At 71.7% G+C, this 19835-nt stretch carries 21 protein-coding genes; 10 read left to right on the top strand and 11 right to left on the bottom strand.

Annotation, left to right across the window (positions count from 1 at the left end):
• Positions 1–78: 78 nt before the first annotated feature.
• A complete protein-coding gene (locus OB08_RS00350) occupies positions 79–3087 on the bottom strand; it encodes an AAA family ATPase (protein ID WP_461470938.1) in 3009 nt (1002 codons plus the stop codon).
• Complete coding sequence (locus tag OB08_RS00345) at positions 3084–4238, bottom strand: exonuclease SbcCD subunit D (RefSeq protein ID WP_461470936.1); 1155 nt, start codon at positions 4236–4238, stop codon at positions 3084–3086. Before OB08_RS00345 ends, OB08_RS00350 begins: the two co-directional genes overlap by 4 nt.
• Before the next feature lie 93 nt (positions 4239–4331).
• On the opposite strand from OB08_RS00345, the gene OB08_RS00340 reads away from it, so the two are divergent.
• From OB08_RS00340 to OB08_RS00325, 4 genes are all read left to right on the top strand, one after another.
• Entirely contained in the window at positions 4332–4805 is a 474-nt protein-coding gene (locus tag OB08_RS00340) for an NUDIX domain-containing protein (RefSeq protein ID WP_461470934.1), read from the top strand.
• A gap of 62 nt (positions 4806–4867) precedes the next feature.
• Positions 4868–5425 (top strand): hypothetical protein, encoded by a 558-nt coding sequence (locus OB08_RS00335; RefSeq protein ID WP_461470932.1) that lies wholly within the window; start codon positions 4868–4870, stop codon positions 5423–5425.
• 22 nt (positions 5426–5447) lie between these two features.
• Positions 5448–6182, top strand: a complete 735-nt coding sequence (locus OB08_RS00330) for an alpha/beta fold hydrolase (RefSeq protein WP_461470930.1) — start codon at positions 5448–5450, stop codon at positions 6180–6182.
• A gap of 99 nt (positions 6183–6281) precedes the next feature.
• On the top strand, positions 6282–6548 hold the full coding sequence (locus OB08_RS00325) for a hypothetical protein (RefSeq protein WP_461470928.1): 267 nt from the start codon (positions 6282–6284) through the stop codon (positions 6546–6548).
• Positions 6549–6588: 40 nt separating this feature from the next.
• Here the strand turns inward: OB08_RS00325 and OB08_RS00320 are convergent, their stop codons facing one another.
• The 9 genes from OB08_RS00320 to OB08_RS00280 form a co-directional block, all read right to left on the bottom strand.
• On the bottom strand, positions 6589–7179 hold the full coding sequence (locus OB08_RS00320; RefSeq protein WP_461470926.1) for a hypothetical protein: 591 nt from the start codon (positions 7177–7179) through the stop codon (positions 6589–6591).
• Positions 7176–7403: a hypothetical protein gene (locus tag OB08_RS00315; RefSeq protein ID WP_461470924.1), complete on the bottom strand. Its 228-nt coding sequence runs from the start codon at positions 7401–7403 to the stop codon at positions 7176–7178. The genes OB08_RS00320 and OB08_RS00315 overlap by 4 nt, the downstream gene beginning before the upstream one ends.
• A gap of 94 nt (positions 7404–7497) precedes the next feature.
• Positions 7498–7797: a GNAT family N-acetyltransferase gene (locus OB08_RS00310; RefSeq protein WP_461470922.1), complete on the bottom strand. Its 300-nt coding sequence runs from the start codon at positions 7795–7797 to the stop codon at positions 7498–7500.
• 91 nt (positions 7798–7888) lie between these two features.
• Positions 7889–9343, bottom strand: coding sequence for a GH1 family beta-glucosidase (locus tag OB08_RS00305; protein ID WP_461470920.1), 1455 nt, complete (start codon positions 9341–9343; stop codon positions 7889–7891).
• The gene (gene yicI, locus OB08_RS00300; protein WP_461470918.1) at positions 9340–11580 is read right to left on the bottom strand and encodes an alpha-xylosidase; all 2241 of its coding nucleotides are present in this window, start codon (positions 11578–11580) and stop codon (positions 9340–9342) included. The genes OB08_RS00305 and yicI overlap by 4 nt, the downstream gene beginning before the upstream one ends.
• Positions 11580–12467 (bottom strand): carbohydrate ABC transporter permease, encoded by an 888-nt coding sequence (locus tag OB08_RS00295; protein WP_461470916.1) that lies wholly within the window; start codon positions 12465–12467, stop codon positions 11580–11582. Before OB08_RS00295 ends, yicI begins: the two co-directional genes overlap by 1 nt.
• Positions 12467–13438, bottom strand: coding sequence for a carbohydrate ABC transporter permease (locus OB08_RS00290; protein ID WP_461470914.1), 972 nt, complete (start codon positions 13436–13438; stop codon positions 12467–12469). Before OB08_RS00290 ends, OB08_RS00295 begins: the two co-directional genes overlap by 1 nt.
• 55 nt (positions 13439–13493) lie before the next feature.
• Positions 13494–14801: an ABC transporter substrate-binding protein gene (locus OB08_RS00285; RefSeq protein WP_461470912.1), complete on the bottom strand. Its 1308-nt coding sequence runs from the start codon at positions 14799–14801 to the stop codon at positions 13494–13496.
• 107 nt (positions 14802–14908) lie between these two features.
• Positions 14909–15949 (bottom strand): LacI family DNA-binding transcriptional regulator, encoded by a 1041-nt coding sequence (locus OB08_RS00280; protein ID WP_461470910.1) that lies wholly within the window; start codon positions 15947–15949, stop codon positions 14909–14911.
• Between the two features lie 579 nt (positions 15950–16528).
• Between OB08_RS00280 and OB08_RS00275 the strand changes: the two genes are divergently transcribed.
• The 6 genes from OB08_RS00275 (at position 16529) to OB08_RS00250 (ending at position 19823) form a co-directional block, all read left to right on the top strand.
• Entirely contained in the window at positions 16529–17284 is a 756-nt protein-coding gene (locus OB08_RS00275) for a winged helix-turn-helix domain-containing protein (protein ID WP_461470908.1), read from the top strand.
• Between the two features lie 103 nt (positions 17285–17387).
• Entirely contained in the window at positions 17388–18365 is a 978-nt protein-coding gene (locus OB08_RS00270) for a DNA-3-methyladenine glycosylase family protein (RefSeq protein WP_461470906.1), read from the top strand.
• Positions 18366–18417: 52 nt separating this feature from the next.
• Complete coding sequence (locus tag OB08_RS00265) at positions 18418–18795, top strand: SpoIIAA family protein (protein WP_461470904.1); 378 nt, start codon at positions 18418–18420, stop codon at positions 18793–18795.
• 113 nt (positions 18796–18908) lie between these two features.
• Complete coding sequence (locus OB08_RS00260; RefSeq protein ID WP_461470902.1) at positions 18909–19325, top strand: VOC family protein; 417 nt, start codon at positions 18909–18911, stop codon at positions 19323–19325.
• A 26-nt stretch (positions 19326–19351) separates the two neighbouring features.
• Positions 19352–19576, top strand: a complete 225-nt coding sequence (locus OB08_RS00255) for a hypothetical protein (RefSeq protein ID WP_461470900.1) — start codon at positions 19352–19354, stop codon at positions 19574–19576.
• A gap of 61 nt (positions 19577–19637) precedes the next feature.
• Positions 19638–19823: a DUF1918 domain-containing protein gene (locus tag OB08_RS00250; RefSeq protein ID WP_461470898.1), complete on the top strand. Its 186-nt coding sequence runs from the start codon at positions 19638–19640 to the stop codon at positions 19821–19823.
• Positions 19824–19835 lie beyond the last annotated feature (12 nt).

Raw genomic sequence — 19835 nt, 5'->3', positions numbered from 1 at the left:
CCAGGAACGATCCTGGCGCGAACGATACTCCGGCGTATCGAGCGAGGCAATGGCGACCGGCCGGGCGGCGATCCTCTGTCAGACGCCGGCGGCGACGTCTTGCATGATGACGCTCGGCCCGTGCGGCGTCGCCTCGACGGAGAGCTGCGCCGGGAGCTGGTCCTTCATCGCGGCGACGTGGCTGATCAGACCCACCGTCCGTCCACCCTGCCGGAGCTCGTCGAGCGTGCGCATCGCCAGTTCGAGGGTGTCGTCGTCGAGCGAGCCGAAGCCCTCGTCGATGAACAGCGTGTCGAGGCGCACCCCGCCCGCACGGGCGGTGACGACCTCGGCCAGACCGAGTGCGAGCGCGAGCGACGCCAGGAACGTCTCGCCTCCGGACAGCGACTGCGCGGGGCGGGGCATGCCGGTGTGCGCGTCCATGATCTGGAGCCCGAGACCGGACGCGGCGCCGCGGGCGGCCAGCGCATCGCTGTGCTGGAGCCGGTACCGCCCGGACGACATGTCGGACAGGCGCAGATTCGCCGCCTCGACGATCTCTTCGAGCTCGGCTGCGAGCACGAACGACTCGAGGGTCATGCGGTGCGTGTTCGGGGCGCGACCGGCGACGGTGTTCGCGAGTCGCGCGATGACCGCGTGGTCGCCGGCGAGTGCGCCGATGGCGTCGTGGGCGGTGAGCGCGCGCGAGACGAGGTCGTCGAGCCGCTCCGCCGTCTGCGACGCATGCGCGGCGCTGTCGACCGCGGCGCTCCATCGCTCGCGGGCGGCCACCAGTTCGGCCGCGGCGGCGGCGAGGTCGACCGGCTCTTCCGGAGCACCGGCCAGGTCGAGCTCGAGGTCGCGCAGCCGGTCGCGTTCGGTGCGCAGCGACACCTCGTGCTCGCGGATGCGTGCGTCGAGCCGGGCGCGGGCTTCGGTGGACCGCAGCGCCGACGACGCGTCGTCGACGCCGGCGAACGCCGACGCCTCGACCCTCGCCGCGCAATCGGCCTCCGCCCGGTCGGCGCCCGTGTGTGCCGCGTCGGCCGCCGTCAGCGCTTCGAGGAGCGCAGCGGAGAGTCGGCGGCGCGTCGTCGCCTCGGCGATGCGTGCGGCGACCGTGGCGAACTCGCCGCGCGCGTCGTCGACGGTGCGCTGCGTCGACGCGATGTCGGCGGCCAGTGCGGCCAGCCGCTCGCGCGACGAGGCCAGTTCGGCCGCGAGCGCGTCGCGCTCCTTCGCTGCCTGCGCCTCGGCGGCGACCAGTTCGGCGCGCTCGGTCGTGAGCCGGTCGCGCAGGGCGACCGCCTCGGAGGCGGCGGCGACGGATGCCTCTGCCTCGGCCAGGGCGAGTGCCCGCGCCTCCACACCCTCGCCGCCTGCGCGCGCAGCGGCTGCCGCGTGCGCCTCCCTCGACTGACGAGCGGCATCGGCGGCCGTCGCCTCGGCGCGGGCCGCCGCGTCGCGCGCGCGCTCGGCCGTCGAGACCTGCTCGTCGGACACGGGATCGTCGGAGACCGGTGCGGGGCTCGGGTGCTCGGTCGCGCCGCACACCACGCACGGCTCGCCGTCCACGAGCCCGGCGGCGAGTTCGGCGGCGTGCCCGGCGAGCCTGCGCCGCAGGAGCGCGGTGACGGCGGCGCGGGCGCGATCGTGGTCGCCGCTCGCGCGCAGGTAGACGGCCTCGGCGTCGCGCGCGACGGCGCCGAGCCGCTCGGCCTCGCGTGCGGCGGCGAGCTGCTCTGCAGCTGTCGCCCGCAGCGAGCGAGCGGTCTCGGCCACGCCCGCAGCGCTCTGCGCGGCGGCGAACCGCTCGTCGAGCTCGGCAAGCCGCCCGGGGAAGGCCGAACGCAGCCGGTCGAGCCCCGCGAGGAGCTCGTCGAAGTCGGCCGCCTGGGCGGCGCCGTCGGCGAGCTCGCTCGTCAGACGGTCGAGGTCGCGCTCGCTTTCGGCGGCTGCGGTCCACACCGCCAGGTCGCCGGTGAGTCGCTCGATCAGCGACTCCAGCGTTCGCGTGTCCGGGAGGACGTCGCCGGCGTCGGCCACCCCCCGCGACCAGGCGTCGAGCGCGTGCTCGACGCCTTTCTGCGCGGCGCGGGCCTCGACCGAGGCCCTCGCCGCCGCGTCGATCGTCGCGCGCAGCGACTCCGCCGCGAGCGCACGGGCGAGGACCTCTCGATCCGCGGCCATCTGCGGTTCGGCCGCCTCGAGCGCGGCGAGCGCGTCACGCGACCGGGCGCGCTGCTCCTGCTTCTGGCGCATGGTCTTCGCCGCGGCGTGCGCCTCTTCGGCCGACCGGTGAGCGGCATCGGCTGCGTCGCGCTGGCGTGCCAGGGTCTCGGCACGATAACGGGCGCGCTGCACGCCCACGCCGGCCGTGGCCAGTCTCCCCGCGGCGTCGTCGGATGCGTCGCCCGGTGCGTCGCCGGCGAGCCCGTCGACGGCGAGGAGCCGCTCCGCCTCGCCGACCAGCAGCGTCACACCGTCGCCGGCTGCGGCGAGCTCGCGCTCGGCGTCTTTGCGGCGCTGCTCGAACGCCGCCTGGTAGCCCTCGTAGGTCTTGGTGCCGAACAGGCGGCGCAGCAGCTTCTGGCGATCGTCGTTCTTGGCCAGCAGGAACTCGGCGAACCGGTTCTGGGCCAGCAGGATGACCTGGAGGAACTGCTGCTGGCTGAGTCCGAGGATCTCGTCGAGCTCGCGCGCCACGTCGACGGGACGGGCGGCGCGGCCGATCCACTCGGCGTCGACGAGCTCTTCGAGCAGTGCCCGGTGGGGCTCGGTCGTCATGCCGGAGCCCCGCTGCTTCGGCCGCTCGTACTCGGGCGATCGGGTCACCCGCCAGCGACGGCCCCCGGCGCTGAACTCGACGCACACGCTCGTCGGGTCCTCGGGCGCGCAGTGGTCGCTGCGCAGCCGTCGGTCTGAGCCGTCGTACCGCGCGACCCCGCCGTAGAGCCCGAACGTCACGCCGTCGAGCACACTCGACTTGCCGGCGCCCGTTCGGCCGGCGATGAGGAAGATGCCGTCGTCGGCGAAGGCGTCGAAGTCGACGACCTGCCGCTCGCGGAACGGCCCGAAGCCCGTGAGCTCGAGTCGGTGCAGCCTCACGCGGTCGCCTCCGCGAGCGAGCGCTCGTCGATCACGTCGCGCACGACCTCGGCTTCGCGCGCGGAAGCCCCCTCACCGTCGCGGACGTGGACCAGGAACGCGTCCACCAGTTCGGCGTCGCTGCGAGCCTCGCGCACGCGGCGCGAGTAGGTCAGCCCGCCGTCCCCCCGGACCGATTCCGGCGTGTGCACGACGGTCGCGCAGAACGGGAAGCGCGTCTGCAGCCGGCGCATCGGGTCGGGCTGCGGCGTGCCGTCGGTGTACTGGGCGCACACCCAGGCGTCGGCGGCGGAGGCGAACGCCTCGTCGCCGAGGAGCTCGTCGAGGGTGCCGCGGATCGTCACGAGCCGACGGGGAACGGGAAGCTCCAGCCACTCCGCCCCGGCGAGCCCGTCGGCGTCGAGATCGACGAGCCACGAGCCGCGCGGCTTGTCGGCCTCGCCGAAGCTGTAGTGCAGCGGGGCGCCCGCATACCGCACGCGGGGGGACAGCTGCTGCCGGCCGTGGATGTGCCCGAGGGCCACGTAGTCGGGACCGTCGAAGGCGGCGAGCGGCACGACGTCGAGGCTGCCCTGGCGGATCTCGCGCTCGACGCCCGGCGTGGCATCGACTCCCGCGGCGAAGCAGTGCGCGATGGCGACGGAACGCCCGCCCCGGGTCTGCGCGTCGGCGCGCACGAGGCCCATCGCGTGCTCCATGGTGAGCCGCTGCGAACGGAGCTCGGCGTCGGGCCACAGATGCCGCACGAGGGCGGGTTCGAGGAACGGGATGCCGTAGAAGTGCACCGGCCCGTGGTCGTCGGCCACGGTGATCGGCGTGCCGACGGTGAGCGGGTCGGTGACGACGTGGACGCCGTCGCGCAGCAGCGCCGATTGGAAGCCCAGCCTCGCGGCGGAGTCGTGGTTGCCGCTCGTGACGATCACCGTCGCCCCGGTTCCCGACAGCGCGGCGAGCGCGTCGGTGAGCACGCCGTAGCAGGCGGCGGCGGGCGCGGCGGAGTCGAACACGTCGCCCGCGAGGAGCACCACGTCGACCTCGTGGACGCGCACCTGCGCCACGAGGGCGTCGAGCACGCCGCGGAGCGCGTCGAGCGTGGCGTGGCCGTGGAACGACCGCCCGATGTGCCAGTCCGAGGTGTGCAGGATCCGCATGCTCACACGGTACGTTCGTCCGCCGACATCGTCGTCGAGGCAGGCCGGGCGAGGGTGATCGGATGGCGCGATCACCGGGCGTATCGTGCTGACATGGCCCTACCCGAGGTGTCCACCGTCTTCGTCGTGCGCTCCGGCCGCAGCGGTCTGGAGGTGCTGCTCGGCGACGTGCTCGCGGGGCGCGAGCGGGGCCGCGTCGCCGGCATCACGGGCGCGCTCGAGACGGAGGAGCAGCCGAGCGACGCCGCGCTGCGGGCGGTCCGCGACGTCGTCGGGGCGGAGGCCGAGGCATCCGCTCTCCGCGAAGCGGGCGTCGTCGACCACCACTTCCCCACCCGCCGGGCGTGGTCGCAGCGTGCGACGGTCTTCGTCTGTCGTCGCCTCACCGGCACGCCCACGGGGTCGGACGGGTTCTCCCCGCGCTGGTTCCCCCTCGCCGAGGTGCCCTACGGCCGGATGCGGGCGGACGCCGCGCGCTGGCTCCCGGGCGTGCTGCGGGGCGGCAGCGTCGACACGCGCTTCACGTTCGGGGCCGACCTCTCGACGATCGTGCTCGAGGCTCGCTGAGCGGATGCCGCCACCCCGGCCGCGTGCCGCCCGGACCGCGCCGGCCGGACGTATCGTGGAATATGGCGCACTCCTCGGAACCCGCCCCGCGATCCACCGTCGTGGCCATCGTGGGCGCCGACAGCGAGCCGCTGCTCAGCGGCCTCGCCGACGTGCCGGCCCTGCTGGCCCTTTCGCTGCGCGAGGCGGACCCCGCCGTCGCCACGCGAGTGGTGGCCGCGGCATCCTGTCCGTACGTCGTCCACGACGCCGACCCGCTGGAGCATGTCGCGGCGGCGTGGGTGGAGCTGTACGAGGAGCGCGCCACGCTCGGCACGCTCGAGGTCGAGGTCGAGACGCTGCTGGGGCTCTTCGCCGCCGGCGACGCCGTGATGCCGGACTACTACGTCGTGGCCGGCCCCGAGTCGATCGAGGGGACGTGGCGGCACTGGTGGCTCGGCGCGCTCGCCAACCGGGCGCCGTCGCGGGTGCTTCCGGTGGAGGCATCCGCCGCCGCGCTCCGAGCGCGACTGCGCGCGCTGCCGGCCTCGCGTCCCTGGCCTGATCCGGAATGGCTGCGCCGGGTGCAGTTCGACATCCCCGACCGGGTGGGGCTGCGCGATCAGCCCGGCGCCGCGTGACGCCGTCCGCCACGCTCGCCTCGTGAGCCGGGCGCGCGAGTTCGCCTTCGGCGGCGCGACGCTCGTCGTGGAGCGCCGCGGCCACGGCGAGCCGGTCTACGTCCTCGTCCACGGGATCGGGATGGGCCGCAGCGTGTTCGCCGATCTCGTCGGGCACCTCGACGACGCCGCCGAGGTCGTCGCGATCGATCTCCCGGGCTACGGGGAGGCGCCGGAGCCCCGCCGCGTGCTCACGATCGAGCGCACCGCCGACCTGGTCGCGGCGTACCTGCGGTCGCACGTCGATCGTCCGGCGGTCGTGATCGGCCACTCGATGGGCGCCCAGATCGCCCTCGAGCTTGCCGCGCGTCACCCGCAGGCGGTCGCCTCCCTCGTGCTCGTCGGCCCGACCGTCGACCCCGCCGCGCGCACCGCACCGAAGCAGCTCGGCCGCCTGCTGCGCGACATCGCGGTCGAGAGCCCGCGCGTCATCGCGCTCGGCGCGCGCGAGTATGTGCGAGCGGGCCCGAACCTGCGCGCCAAGTTCCGTGCGATGCTCGCCCACCGCCCCGAGGACATCCTCGCGGAAGTCGCGGCGCGGACGCTCGTGCTCCGCGGCGAGAACGACCTCGTCGCCACGCGGGAGTGGTGCGTGCGCCTCGTGGCCGCCATGCCCGATGCGCGGCTGTGCGAGGTGGCGCGGCACGGGCACGAGACGCTGATCCGGGATGCCGCGCCCGCCGCCGAGCAGATCCGGGCGTTCGTCGGCGACGGCTGAGGACTGCCGCGTTCGAGCGGATTCCTGCCACCTCCCGCGACGCCGGCAATGTCCGACCCCCGGCGTACGTTGACCTCATCGGAATCAACGGAGGAAACCATGCTCTCGCTCGTCACCGCCGCCGAACAGCAGTACCGCCACGAGACCTGGTCGCGCGACCGCGAACAGGCGCTGCTCGTGGCGATCCGCAGCCGCGCCGCGGCACAGACCGTCGCCGTGCAGGCCGCCGCTGTGCCGCAGGCAGGCGCCGTGTCCCGCCCGTCCGTCGCCTTCGCTCCGCGCCTGCAGCGCGCCGCGTGGGCACGGCCCATCGGGGCCCGCGCGCGGGCCGCCGAGGCCTGCGCCACCGCGTGCGCGGTCGCCTGACCTGACGAAGCCCGCCCCACGAAGGGGCGGGCTTCGAGGTCTAGGGCCGGTCCGGAGCGGCGGCGTCGCCCGTCGAGATCTGGCGTGCCAGTTCGTCGACGTCGCCGTCGGGCAGGTCGACGCCCGCCTGCTCGAGGCGCTGATGCAGCACCTCGGCGATGCGTTCCACCGGCTCGGTGCCGACGTCAGCGCGCGTCTGCGCCACGATCCCCGACACCTTGTCGAGCGCGGAGGCGTCGTTCTGCGACATGGCAGGCAGCCGCTGCTCCTGCTCGGAGCCGAGCCCGCCATCCGTGCGCTGGGCCTCGCCGACGGTCAGCGTGTCGCGGCCCTCGTCCTGGCCGTGGTGATCGGAGCCGTCGACCACGCCGATGCCGATGGCCTGGTGCGAGGGTGGAGCCGCGGCGGCAGCGGCCGGCTCGGCATCCTGCGCGGGCCCGTCGGACGTCGTCGGCGCCGCACCGACGCCCTCGTCGGCGGCCTCGAGGTGCCCGCCGCTCGTGGGAGAGGCGTCCGTCGCGTCATCGCGCTGCGGTTCTCCCGCGCCGGGGGTCGCCTCGGCGCCTGCGGCATCCTGGCGGTCGGGGTAGTTGACCCCGGGCTGCTCGAACTCGTTCCCCGTCGTGCTCACGGCTCCTCCTCCCCGCGCTCGGTCGAGATGCCGAGGTCGGGGTCGGCGCCCTGACGGGCCGCCTCCCCTTCGATCGGGTCGTCCGGGCTCAGCGTCGCGTCGGTGAGAAGCGATTCCGCGTCGGCGGCTTCCGCACTGCGCTCCTGCGCCTCGATGTCGCCGACGGCATCCCAGCCGCCGGGCGGGTCGGCGTCGATCACCCCTTCGGGCAGGTCACGGTCCATGACTCGCTCCTCTCGTCAGCCTCCACCCTCGCGCGGCGCGGAGCCGGGCGTCAGGGGGTTGACAAGGTGAGTCAGCCGCGGTCGGCCGCGCAGCCTAGGCCGACCGGCGCGACGTGAGGATGTCGCCGCGGCCCGGGTTCGCGGTGAACCAGTCCGCGACGTACCAGCACACCGGGATCACGGTGCGGCCACCCGCGCGCTCGAGCTCTGCGACGGCGCGGTCGACGAGTTCGCCGGCGTAGCCGTGGCCGCGGAAGGACGGCACGGTGTAGGCCCGCGTCATCGCCACGGTGCGACCGTCGTCGCGGTAGTCGAGGACGCTCACGAGGTCGTCGCCGCGGTGCAGCGTGTAGCGCGAGGCATCCGATTCGTGTGTGAAGCGCAGGTCGGTCACCTCGACAGGCTAAACCCGCCCTCCCCCACGAGGGCCCGACCGGCCGGGATGTCGCGGCGTTCGCGGAGCGACCTCCCGGCCGGCGCTCAGGTCAGGCGGGCAGCACTCCGGTGCGTGCGAGCTGCGAGTACCACCGGCCGCTGTCCTTGACGGTGCGCTCGAGGGTGTCGAAGTCGACGCGCACGATTCCGAAGCGCTTGGCGTAGCCGTAGCCCCATTCGAAGTTGTCCAGCAGCGACCACACGAAGTACCCCCGCAGATCGACGCCCTGCTCGAGGGCGCGGTGCGCGGCGGTGAAGTGCCGCCGAAGGTAGTCCAGGCGCTCGGGGTCGGGCACGGAGCCGTCTTCGGCCACCGCGTCGGCGAAGGCGGCGCCGTTCTCGGTCACCATGAGCGGCTGGTCCGGGAAGTCCGCCTTCAGCCCGAGGAGCAGCTCCTCCAGGCCCTCGGGCGCGATGTTCCAGCCCATCTCGGTGTACGGGCCCGGCTGCTCGACGAACTCGACGAGCCGGTCGCTGCCGGGCCATGCCGTGCCGCCCGCAGCGCCCTTGTGCCCGTCGTTCATCTGCTTGGGCGAGACGCCGTCCCACAGTCGCACGGTCGCCGTCGAGTAGTAGTTGACCCCGAGCACGTCGATCGGCTGGTGGATCGCGGCGAGGTCGCCGTCCTGGACGAACGACCAGTCGGTGACGGATGCCGTGTCCTCGAGCACATCGGCCGGGTACTCGCCCTTCAGCAGGGGGTGCGTGAAGACGCGGTTGGCGAGGCCGTCGATACGGCGCATCGCCTCGCCCGCGCCGTCGCCGACGCCGCGGAGCACGTGGAAGTTGAGCGTGACCGAGTAGTCGGGGTCGCCGGTCGACGTCGCGCGGAGCGCCTGCACCGCACGTCCGTGCGCCAGGTTGAGGTGGTGCGCTGCGGCGAGCGCTGCGGCGGGCTCGTGACGGCCGGGGGCGTGACCCCCCTGGCCGTAGCCGAGGTAGGCCGAGCACCACGGCTCGTTGAGCGTCGTCCACGTGTGGACGCGGTCGCCGAGCGCGCCGCCCATCACTTCGGCATATCGCTCGAAGGCGTCGGCGGTCGCGCGCGCCGGCCAGCCGCCGGCATCCTCCAGTGCCTGCGGCAGGTCCCAGTGGTAGAGCGTCGCGACCGGGCGGATGCCGCGCTCGAGCAGGCCGTCGACGAGACGCGAATAGAAGTCGATGCCCGCCTGGTTGACCGGCCCTGTGCCCGTCGGCATGATGCGCGGCCACGCGATCGAGAAGCGGTAGGCGCCGAGGCCGAGCTCCTTCATCAGATCGAGGTCGGACTCGACCCGGTGATAGTGGTCGCACGCGACGTCGCCGGTGTCGCCGTTCCACACCTTGCCGGGCGTCTTGCTGAAGGTGTCCCAGATGGACGGGCCGCGCCCGTCCTCGTCGAAGGCTCCCTCGACCTGGTACGACGCGGTGGCCGATCCGAACGTGAAGCCGGGCGGGAAGACGAGGCCCGCATCGCGGTAGTCGGGGCTGCCCTGGGTGATCGTCGCGGAGGTCACGGGTGTCATCGTGTCACCTCCGCGAGATCGGCGACGAACTGTTGCGCCCGGCCGTCGGGTGTGGTGACCGTCACCTCGCGCGTGCCTGTTCCGCCGGGGAACACCCGCAGCTCGAGACCGTCGAGGTAGTCGTAGTCCGGCCGATCCGAGCGCGCGCCCCACGGGATGACGGCTCCCGGGCGGGCGTACAGGGGCAGGCTGTCGAAGCCGTGCGTCTCGCGGCGCCAGCCTCCGCCCGTCACCGTCTCTCCCGTCAGAAGGCTCGTCCACTCGCCCTCGGGGAGATAGAACTCGACCTCGCCCGACGCCGAGAACACCGGCGCCACGAGGATGTCGCCGCCGAGCATGTACTGCCGGTCGAGGTGCACGACGGCGGGGTCGTCGGGGAACTCGAGCAGCAGGGGCCGCAGCAGGGGCACGCCGTCGGATGCCGCGTCCACGCCCGCCTGGAACAGGTACGGCATGAGCCGCATCTTCAGGTGGGTGAAGACGCGCGTGACCTCGACGGCCTCCTCGTCGAACGCCCACGGCACGCGGTAGGAGCCGGAGCCGTGGAAGCGGCTGTGGCTGCCGAGCAGGCCGAACGCGGTCCAGCGCTTGTAGACCGCGGCATCCGGAGTACCTTCGAAGCCTCCGATGTCGTGACTCCAGTGCGCGAAGCCGCTGTAGGCGAGCGACAGCCCGCCGCGCAGCGTCTCGGCCATCGAGGAGAAGGTCGACGTCGAGTCGCCTCCCCAGTGCACCGGCATCGTCTGGCCGCCGGCGGTGGCCGATCGCGCGAACAGCACCGCGTCGCCCTCGCCGCGCGCCTCGACGAGCACCGCGTGCACGGCCTCGTTGTAGAGCTGGGTGTAGAGGTTGTGCATGCGCTGCGGGTCGGCGCCGTCCGCCCACTCGACGTCGACGGGGATGCGCTCCCCGAAGTCGGTCTTGAAGCAGTCGACGCCCTGGTCGACGAGTCGCCGCAGGTGCGCTTGGTACCACTCGGTCGCGGCGGGGTTGGTGAAGTCGACGAGGCCCATGCCTGCCTGCCACAGGTCCCACTGCCACACCGAGCCGTCGGCGCGCTTCACGAGGAAGCCCTGCTCGGCGGCTTCCGCGAACAGCGGCGAGCGCTGCCCGATGTACGGGTTGATCCACACGCAGACCCGCAGGTCCTTGTCGTGCAGTCGCTGGAGCATGCCGTCGGGGTCGGGGAACGTGCGCGGGTCCCACTCGAAGTCGCACCAGTTGAACTCGCGCATCCAGAAGCAGTCGAAGTGGAACACCGACACGGGCAGCTCGCGCGCGGCCATCTCGTCGATGAACGAGGTGACGGTCGCCTCGTCGTAGTCGGTGGTGAACGACGTCGACAGCCACAAGCCGTACGACCACGCCGGCACCACCGGCGGGCGGCCGGTGAGAGCGGTGTAGCGCGAGAGCACGTCCTTCGGGGTCGGGCCGTCGATCACGAAGTACTCGAGCACCTCCCCGGAGACGGAGAACTGCACGCGCTCGACAGCCTCCGAGCCGATCTCGAACGACACGTGGCCCGGGTCGTTGACGAGCACGCCGTAGCCGCGGTTGGTCAAGTAGAACGGGACGCTCTTGTAGGCCTGCTCGCTCGACGTGCCGCCGTCGGCGTTCCAGATCTCGACGCTCTGGCCGTTCTTGACGACGGGTCCGAAGCGCTCGCCCAGCCCGTAGACGAACTCGCCGACGCCGAGGTCGAGCTGCTCGTGGACGAACATGCGCTCGACCGGGGCGGGTTCGTCGGCGCGGGCATTGCCGACGATGCCGGTGTCGACCTGGGCATCCGGCCGCAGCTTCACGTAGCCCTGCGACTTGTGCCCGCTCGAGGTCAGCACCCGGCCGTCGTGCTCGAACGACAGCGACCAGGGCGCGCCGTTCGCGATGCGCGCGGTGAGCCCGCCCGTCGTGAGCGTCCCGCCCCCTCCGGCGGTGACGGCGGCCTCGCCCGCCCCGCCGTCCACCGCGCCGGGCAGGGAGAACCCTCCGTGCCACCGGCCGCCCTCGTGGTGGGCGATGCGCACCCGCACCACGCCCTCCAGCGGTGACGACAGGGTCACCGTGAGCACGGGACGGTTGAGGGTGTCGCCGCGCTTGGCGATGACGGTCGTCGGGGCGGTCACGACCAGGCCGGCGCCGTCCGTCGTGCGGTCGGTCTGCCAGACGTCGTACGCCTCCTGCGCGTAGAGCGCCTCTACTCCGGGCCGGAGCTGCCAGAACCCGTCGGTGAACTTCATTACTTGACCGCTCCTGAGGTGATGCCGCGCGTGAGGGTGCGCTGGAAGATGAGGAAGAAGATGATCGTCGGGACGATGCTGATGAGCGCCGCCCCCGCGGTGGTGGTGACGTCCATGAGCCGATCGCCGGTGAGCACGCTGATCGCCACCGGCACGGTCTGATTGGCGTTGGACGGCAGGAACGTCAGCGGGATGAGGAACTCGTTCCACGTCCAGATGAAGAAGAAGATGAGCAGCACCGACAGCGTCGGACGGCTGATCGGGAAGACCACCCGCCACAGGATCTGCCACCTCGTCGCGCCGTCGAGCGACGCCGCCTCGAGGATCTCCTTCGGGAACGTGCCGTAGACCGATGCCAGCAGGTAGGTGCCGAACGCGGCCTGGACGACGGTGAAGACGATGATGACCGACCACACGTTGTCGTACAGGCCCACCGACTTGAACATGTAGTACAGCGGGTAGAGGAGCGCCTCCTGCGGAAGCAGGTTGGCGAGGAGGAACAGCAGCACGATCCAGGTGCGGCCGCGCACGCGCCCGATGCCGATCGCGAACGCGTTGAGCACCGAGATCAGCACGGCGAGCACCGCCACGAGACCCGAGATGAAGATCGAGTTCCACACCTTCTGCGGGAAGTTGACGCGCTCCCAGAAGGCCTGGATGCCGGTGAAGTCGATCGCCTGCGGAAGGGCGAACGGCCCCGACGTGGCGTAGTCGACCGGCGATTTGAAGGCGTTGACGAGGATCAGGTAGAAGGGCACGAGCACGATGAGCGCGCCGACGATGACGGCGGCGAGGAGCACCCAGTCGAGAGCCCGCTTCTTGGTCATGCCGCCGCGGGGGCGGACGCGGGTCTTGCCTCCGGTGATGATTGCGGTCGTCGCGGCCATCAGAGTCCCGCCCTTTCCTTGCGCTCCAGGGAGTTCTGAACGCGGATGAAGATGATCGAGACGATCACGACGAGGATCGTGAGGACCGTCGCGATGGTCGCGCCGTAGCCGATGTCGCGCTTCGTGAAGAACTCGGTGTAGGCGTAGTAGGCGGGAACGAGCGTGGCGCCCGCCGGTCCGCCCTGCGTGATCACGTACACGGGCCCGAACACCTTCAGCGCCGCGATCGTGCACGTGAGGGTGACGACGAAGACCTCGGGCCTGATGATGCTGAGCGTGATGGCGCCGAAGCGCTGGAACCAGTTCGCGCCGTCGAGCTCGGCCGCCTCGTAGAGCTCAGGGTCGACGCGCTGCAGCGCCGCCATGAACACGACGATCGGGTAGCCGAGCTGCACCCACACGAGCACGAGCATGAGCACGAGCAGCGCGGAGGGCATCTGGCCGAGCCAGTCGACGGCGGGGATGCCGACGACGCTCAGGATCTGGTTCATCGCCCCGGTCTCGCCCGGCCGGAAGAGCCAGCCGATGACGATGCCGGCGACGGCGATGGGGAGGATCTGCGGCAGGTAGTAGGTGGCCCGCAGAAAGCTGCCGACCTTGCCGCCGAACTTGCGTCCGACGACGTCGAACAGCAGCGCGGCGACGATGAGGCCCACGATCGTCGGGACGACGACCATCGCGATGACCATCCAGATGGAGTTCGCGAACGAGGTCCAGAACTTCTGGTCGGTGAAGATCTCCGCCCAGTTCTCGAGCCCGATGAACTCCGGCGTGCGGACGCCGCGCCACTCGGTGAAAGTCAGGTAGACGTTGAAGAGCAGCGGGATGACGACGATGACGAGCAGCAGGACGAACCCGGGAAGCAGGTAGAGCCAGTACCCCGCGGTTCCCCCGCGGCGCTGCGGGATCGACGGCTCGTCGGCGGGAAGCCTCGTGCGGGTGCGGGGCTCGGCGCGCGTGATGACGGACATGGTGGGACTCCTGTCGGGCGGTGGGCGGCGCTGCCGCCGCCCACCGCCGGTCGGGTCAGCGGAAGTCCGCTGTTCCTGCTTCGTACTCGGTGCCGAGGTTGGCGTTGGTCGTCTCGGCGTCCTGCGTGCCGGTGACGAGGCCCTGGAGCTGCTGGACGATGACGTCGTAGAAGCCCGCGGCCGGCCAGTCGGGGTAGAACGAGAGCCCGTCCTGGTCGAGGACGCCGTTGAACGCCGCGATCAGCTCCTGGCTCTTCGGGTCGGTGATGTCGGCCGGATCGGCGGCGACGGGCACGCCGCCGTTGTTGCCGATGATCGCCTGGATCTCCGGGCGCATCGTGATGTCGATGAACTCGTACGCGAGCTCCTTGTTGGCGGCGTTCTCCGGAACGACCCAGAGGTTGCCCGACGAGCCGAGCGAGAGCTGCGAGTCCGGGAAGGCCTGCAGCGTCCAGTCGAAGCCGGCCTCCTCGACGAAGCGGCCGTACCACCACGAGCCCGACACGAAGATCGGCGCGGTGCCGTTGATGAACGAGACCCCCGCGTCCTCGGCCTTCACCGACGAGACGTCGGATGCGATGTAGCCCTTGTCGACGTAGTCCTGGAGGGTCTCCGTCGCGTAGGTGAACTCCGGACCCTGCCAGTCGACCGGGTTCTCGTAGAGCTGGTAGTCGTTGACGAACTGCCGGTCGCCCTGCGACAGTGCGAGCTGGTACCAGAGCTGCCCGAGCGGGTACTCGGCGCCCGCCTCGGCCAGCGGCGTGATGCCCTGCGCCACGAAGGCGTCGAGCACGTCGACGAACTCGTCGTACGTCGTCGGGATCTCGAGCCCGGCCTCCGCGAACGCGTCGTTGTTGTAATACACGCCGACGAACTCGCCGTAGTTCGGGATGCCGTACCAGGCGTCGCCGCCCATGACGCCGTCCTCGGAGTACTTCGCGGTCGTCTGCAGCGACGGCGCGAGCTTGTCCGCCCACCCGTACTCGTCGACGGCGTCCGAGATGTCGGCGATGAGGCCGGTCGAGGCGAGGAAGCCCGCGGTCGCGTTGCCCTTGTTGAACTCCATCAGGTCGGGCGCGGCATCCGAGTCCAGCACCTGGCTGGCGGTCTTCTGGATCTGCTCGAACGACTTCTGCTCGAACTCGACGGTCGCTCCGGTCTCCTCCTCGAAGATCGCGATGGCTTCGTTCCAGGCCTTGGCCATCGCGCTGTCCTCGCCCTCGTAGTGCCAGAGCTTGAGGGTGTCGCCGTCGCCGGAGTCGGACGAGCCGCCGGCGCAGCCCGCGAGCGCGATCGCGCCGACGGTCAGGGCGCCGATCGCGGCGAGGCCGCGTCGTGCGTTCTTGCGTGTGATTCGTGCCATCGGTGGCACTCCTTTCTGGATGACCTGCATTGGTCGGTGCGGGGGATTCAGTTGTGATCGAAGCGCTTCGATGACGGGCGGCGAAACGCGGGATCGGATGCCTCGGCTCAGGGCGCCGCGGCCTCCGACGTCGAGGAGCCCGGCGGTGCGGCGATCGTGCCATGCGGACTGTAGGTGGGCGGGATGAGCCGGACCCCGGGCTCGGGACGATCGGCGCCGAGCGTGGCGAGCGCCAGCTCGACGGCGAGGTCGCACGACGTCTCGGGCACGAGGGGGATCGAGTCCACCGCCGCCGCGAGCGCGGTCGTGTCGAAGGATGCGCCGACCGAGATGACCGAGACGTCGCCCGGCACACTCAGCCCGCGCTCCTCGAGCTCGGTCAGCACCGCGGCGTGCGCCTCCTCCGCGCAGTGCAGGATGAGAGCGGTGGCGCCGGCGTCGAGCAGGTCGCCGGCGGTGCGGCGGGCGGCGGCGCGGTCGGCGCGCTTCTTCCCGGTCGTGCCGTAGGCGACCGTCACGCCGCGGTGCCCCCCGCGGGCGAGGACGCTCGCGCGCACCCTCGGGGGGAAGTTCGACTTCACGTAGGCGGCCTCGGCCTGGCCGACCAGCCCGATGGAGGTGTGCCCCGCGTCCACCAGCAGGTCCACCGCCTGGGCGGCGGCGGCCTCGAAGTCGAGGTCGACGCAGATGAGCCCCTCGTTGTCGTCGGGGATGCCGATGAACACCGTCGGGGTGACGATCTGCCGGGCGAGGTCGACGCGCGCGTCGTCCGGCGCGACGTCGAGCACGAGGATCGCGTCGACGAGGCCGTTGGCGGCAACGCGGCTCATGCCGGCGTGCGCCTGCTCGTCGGTGAGCAGCAGGATGTCGTAGTCGTTGCGCCGCGCAGCCACCGCGGTCGCGAGCACGAACGCCATGTGGGTCGGGGCGTGGGTGTCCTTGCGCAGCGGCTCGGTGAGGGCGAAGATCTGCGTGCGCGACCCGGCCAGCATGCGGGCACCGGCGTTGGGGCTGTAGCCGAGCTCGCGCACGGCCTCCTCGATGCGCCGGCGGGTGTCGGGGGCGACGGGACGCTTTCCGCTCAGGGCGTACGAGACGGTGCTGATGGACACCCCGGCGGCCTCGGCCACCTCGTTGATGTTCGCCACGTCGACCTCGTCGTCTGTCGGAAGTTTTCATTCGAAACGCTTCGCGGAAACGCTTCGACAGGCATGTTAGGCACGTTCGTCGAGGATGCGCAAGCGATTTGTGGAATTAACCAACAAATCTCATCTTTCGCGCGATGAGACCGCTCGTCCCGTCGAGTGAGCAAAGTGTCACACTTCGTCATGATCCGGATGCCGGGGCCGAGCGATTTGACGCCTTACGACCCACTCCGTCATAATCGGCCACATGACTGACAACGCACGCTCACTGTCCGCCTGGGAGGCGAACGGAGCTGCCGGCATGATGATGGCCGGCCGCGTTGCCATGTGTTGTCGAATGTGCCACTAGCACGGTGACCCGCCGGACCCGCCCGCCGCTTCTGAACAACGGCTGAGCGAGTCCCCCGAAGCCCCGGGATTTCCTGCGTCGATCACGCAGACCCGGACGCCTCGCACATCGCCCGACGAAGGGCCGCCCTCACCGGGCACTGCCCAGGGCACCCGCCTCACCGGGCATCAGCACATCCGAGTCCTCTTGCGCCGTACCCACGGCAGGGCTCCTGTTCCGCAAGGACCATCATCATGTCGAACACCGCACTCCTCGACCGCCCCACCACCGCCCCCGTCCGTCACCTCCGCGCGGTGACGCGTCCGGTCCCGACCGTCGACGCTCCTGCCACGCCCGCCCCCGCTCCCGCCGCCCCCGCCGCCCCCGCGCAGCGTGCCCTCCCGCCGGGCACCGCACCCCGCGGCTTCGCGCTCTACGTCGGCATCGACGAGGCGAAGGCCGCGGCATCCGGTGTCAATCTCGGCGTCCTCGTCGAGGCCCTGCGTCGCACGCTCGGCGAGCTCGCCCCCGACGCCGAGACCTACGCCACCGTCGCCCTCGCCCCCGTCGGGTCGGGCGGCCGCGATGTCGATGTCGTGCGCCTCGCGCTGCACGAGCCGTCCGCGATCGCCCGCACCAAGCAGGAGGAGCCCGAGGACGAGGACCGCGCCGCCGGCGGCGTCGTCGTCGACATCTCGCGCAAGCGCGTGCTCATCGACGGCGAGTCGGCGGCCTTCACGTTCAAGGAGTTCGAGCTGCTGCAGTACCTCGTGCTCCGCGAGGGCCGCACGATCGAGCGCACCGAGCTCGTGACGTCGCTCTGGCAGGCGTCCGATGACGACGCGCCGGGCGAGCGCACGATCGACGTGCACGTCCGTCGCCTGCGCGCGAAGCTCGGCCGGTACGAGGACATCGTCCGCACGGTGCGCGGCGTCGGATACCGCTTCGACCGCCACGCCGACGTCGTGATCCGCTACGGCCACGGCACGCCTTCGCCCGACCGCTTCTGACTCTTCGCGGCCGCCCGTCGCTCGTCGGATTCAGGCGATGGGAGGGGCGACGAGCGGCATCCGCGGACTGGGGATGTCGGAGGCCGGGGCGTATCGTCGTGGCATGACCTCCGTCGCGCCGCTCCCGCTGTCCGCGGGCACGCGCGACCCGCGACCCGATGCCGGCCGGCCGCTCGAGACCGAGTACCGGCCGCGGCATCCGCTCGATCTGCACCGCACGGTGCTGTTCCTGCGGCGCGGCGCGAACGACCCGACCATGACCGTGGCGGGCAGCGTTATCTGGCGGGCGAGCCGCACGCCGGAGGGCGTGGCGACGCTCGCGATCCGCGAGACGCACCGCGGGGTGATCCGCGGCGCCGCGTGGGGGCCGGGCCGCGAGTGGGCGCTCGCGCAGCTGCCAGCTCTCTGCGGCGCCGACGACGACCCTTCCGCCTTCGACGGGTCGCGGCATCCGCTCATCGCCGAAGCCCACCGCCGCAATCCCGACCTGCGGCTGAGCCGCACCGGACTCGTCTTCGACGCGCTCGCGTGCGCCGTCTTCGAGCAGAAGATCACGGGCATGCAGGCGTTCGCCGCGTGGCGCCGCATCCTCACGTGGTGCGGCGAGCGCGCGCCGGGCCCGACGCCGCGGCCCATGTTCGCCCCGCCGACCGTCGACGGCTGGAGGCACGTTCCGTCCTGGGCCTGGCACCGCGCCGGTCTCGAGCCGCCCCAGTCGAAGACGGTCGTGCGCACGGCGCGTCGGGGCGACGCGATCGTCGACGCCGTGCTCGCCGCCGAAGACGGCGAGGCCGTCGACCGGGTGCTCGTCAGCCAGCCCGGCATCGGCCCGTGGACCTCGGCCGAGACCCGCATCCGCGCCCTGGGCGACCCCGACGCGGTGAGCGTGGGCGACTTCCACCTCGCGCACGAGGTCGGCTACGCCCTCACCGGCGAGAGGGTTGACGACGACGGGATGCTGCGCCTCCTCGCGCCGTGGGCCGGTCAGCGTCAGCGGGTGGTCCGCCTGCTGTACGCGAGCGGCGTCCGCGAGCCGCGCAAGGCGCCGCGCCTTCACCCCGAAGATCACCGCGACCGCTGACACGCGGGGCCGATGCTGGCGCCCGGCTGGCCCGGCACGACAGGATGGGGCGATGATCGAGACTCTGCAGGGCCTTCCGGACAGCGTGCTCGGATTCCGCGCCGTCGGCGCCGTCGAGGCATCCGACTACGAAGCCGTCCTCGACCCGGCGATCGACGCCGCGATCGAGCGGGGAGACAAGGTGAACCTCGTCTTCGTGCTGGGCGAGGAGTTCGAGCGGTACTCGCTCGGCGCCCTCTGGCAGGACGCGAGGCTCGAGGGCAAGCCGGCGCACGTGTGGGGGCGGATTGCCCTGGTGACCGACCACTCCGTGATCGGCGAGATCATCCACGGCATCTCGTTCCTCTTCCCGTGCGAGCTGCGCATCTTCGCCGTCGACGCGTTGGACGACGCGATCGCGTGGGCCGGGGAGGGCCCCAAGACGTCCTGAACCGGACACGCGCGGGGCTCTTGTGGATGTCGGAGGCCCGGACGACACTGAGACTCGCCACGCGGCCGGGCGCGGCATCCTCCCCGATACTCCCGACGAACTGGAGTGACGAAATGCCCAGCCTCAACCCCTACCTCTCGTTCAAGAACCAGGCCCGCGACGCGATGGCCTTCTACCAGGACGTGTTCGGCGGCGACCTCGACATCTCGACCTTCGGCGAGTACGAGGGCATGGTGCAGGACCCGTCCGAGAACGACCTCGTCATGCACTCGCAGCTCACGAGCCCCGACGGCTTCGTGCTCATGGCGGCCGACACGCCGTCCGGCATGGAGTACCGCGCCCCGGCGGGCATGTCCGTGTCGGTGAGCGGCGACGACGAGGCCGCCCTCCAGGGCTATTGGGACAAGCTCTCCGAGAGCGGTACCGTCGTCATGCCCTACGACACCCCTCCGTGGGGCGGGAAGTTCGGCATGCTCACCGACCGCTTCGGCATCGACTGGATGATCGCCCTCGACGCTCCGGAGTCGTAGGCCGCACCGCCCTCTAGGCTGTCGCCATGACCACACCTCGCAAGCGCTGGACCAGGGGCCACTCCGGGTGGGCCTTCGGCACCGCGCTGATCTTCGCCGTCGGCATCGTGTTCGGAATGATCTGGGGCCAGCTTCTGGTCGGCCTGTTCCTCGCGTTCGCCGTCTCGATCGGCTGGCTGATCGCGTACGAGTCCTGGCGCGGACGCAACGTCGGTCTCGAGAACCGCGACGACAACGGGGCACAGCTCTAGCGAAGGCCGCCTATCGCTTCGACGACGCCCGTCGTATCGTGTGCGCCAGGAGGTGGTTCGAATGCAAGCCAGCGTCGGCGATCGCGTGATCATCCACGGTCGAACTGTCGGAGCGGCGGAGCGGGCCGGCGAGGTCATCGAGATCCGGGGGCACGAAGCGACCCCGCTCCTCGTCGTCCGGTTCGACGACGGGCATGAGGCGATCCTTTCGCCCGGCAGCGACTGCGAGATCCGGCACGGGTCCTGACCGGATCGGATG

This window comes from Microbacterium sp. HJ5, from assembly GCF_054824025.1.
The sequence above is the reverse complement of the archived record's forward strand: the minus strand, read 5'-3'. Positions and strand labels throughout refer to the sequence as shown.

Excerpts from the sequence above, each read along its gene's own strand:
- OB08_RS00345 (WP_461470936.1), bottom strand. The coding sequence starts at position 4,238 with ATGCGGATCCTGCACACCTCGGACTGGCACATCGGGCGGTCGTTCCAC.
- OB08_RS00340 (WP_461470934.1), top strand. The coding sequence starts at position 4,332 with ATGGCCCTACCCGAGGTGTCCACCGTCTTCGTCGTGCGCTCCGGCCGC.
- OB08_RS00335 (WP_461470932.1), top strand. The coding sequence starts at position 4,868 with ATGGCGCACTCCTCGGAACCCGCCCCGCGATCCACCGTCGTGGCCATC.
- OB08_RS00325 (WP_461470928.1), top strand. The coding sequence starts at position 6,282 with ATGCTCTCGCTCGTCACCGCCGCCGAACAGCAGTACCGCCACGAGACC.
- OB08_RS00315 (WP_461470924.1), bottom strand. The coding sequence starts at position 7,403 with ATGGACCGTGACCTGCCCGAAGGGGTGATCGACGCCGACCCGCCCGGC.
- OB08_RS00305 (WP_461470920.1), bottom strand. The coding sequence starts at position 9,343 with ATGACACCCGTGACCTCCGCGACGATCACCCAGGGCAGCCCCGACTAC.
- yicI (WP_461470918.1), bottom strand. The coding sequence starts at position 11,580 with ATGAAGTTCACCGACGGGTTCTGGCAGCTCCGGCCCGGAGTAGAGGCG.
- OB08_RS00295 (WP_461470916.1), bottom strand. The coding sequence starts at position 12,467 with ATGGCCGCGACGACCGCAATCATCACCGGAGGCAAGACCCGCGTCCGC.
- OB08_RS00290 (WP_461470914.1), bottom strand. The coding sequence starts at position 13,438 with ATGTCCGTCATCACGCGCGCCGAGCCCCGCACCCGCACGAGGCTTCCC.
- OB08_RS00285 (WP_461470912.1), bottom strand. The coding sequence starts at position 14,801 with ATGGCACGAATCACACGCAAGAACGCACGACGCGGCCTCGCCGCGATC.
- OB08_RS00275 (WP_461470908.1), top strand. The coding sequence starts at position 16,529 with ATGTCGAACACCGCACTCCTCGACCGCCCCACCACCGCCCCCGTCCGT.
- OB08_RS00270 (WP_461470906.1), top strand. The coding sequence starts at position 17,388 with ATGACCTCCGTCGCGCCGCTCCCGCTGTCCGCGGGCACGCGCGACCCG.
- OB08_RS00265 (WP_461470904.1), top strand. The coding sequence starts at position 18,418 with ATGATCGAGACTCTGCAGGGCCTTCCGGACAGCGTGCTCGGATTCCGC.
- OB08_RS00260 (WP_461470902.1), top strand. The coding sequence starts at position 18,909 with ATGCCCAGCCTCAACCCCTACCTCTCGTTCAAGAACCAGGCCCGCGAC.
- OB08_RS00255 (WP_461470900.1), top strand. The coding sequence starts at position 19,352 with ATGACCACACCTCGCAAGCGCTGGACCAGGGGCCACTCCGGGTGGGCC.
- OB08_RS00250 (WP_461470898.1), top strand. The coding sequence starts at position 19,638 with ATGCAAGCCAGCGTCGGCGATCGCGTGATCATCCACGGTCGAACTGTC.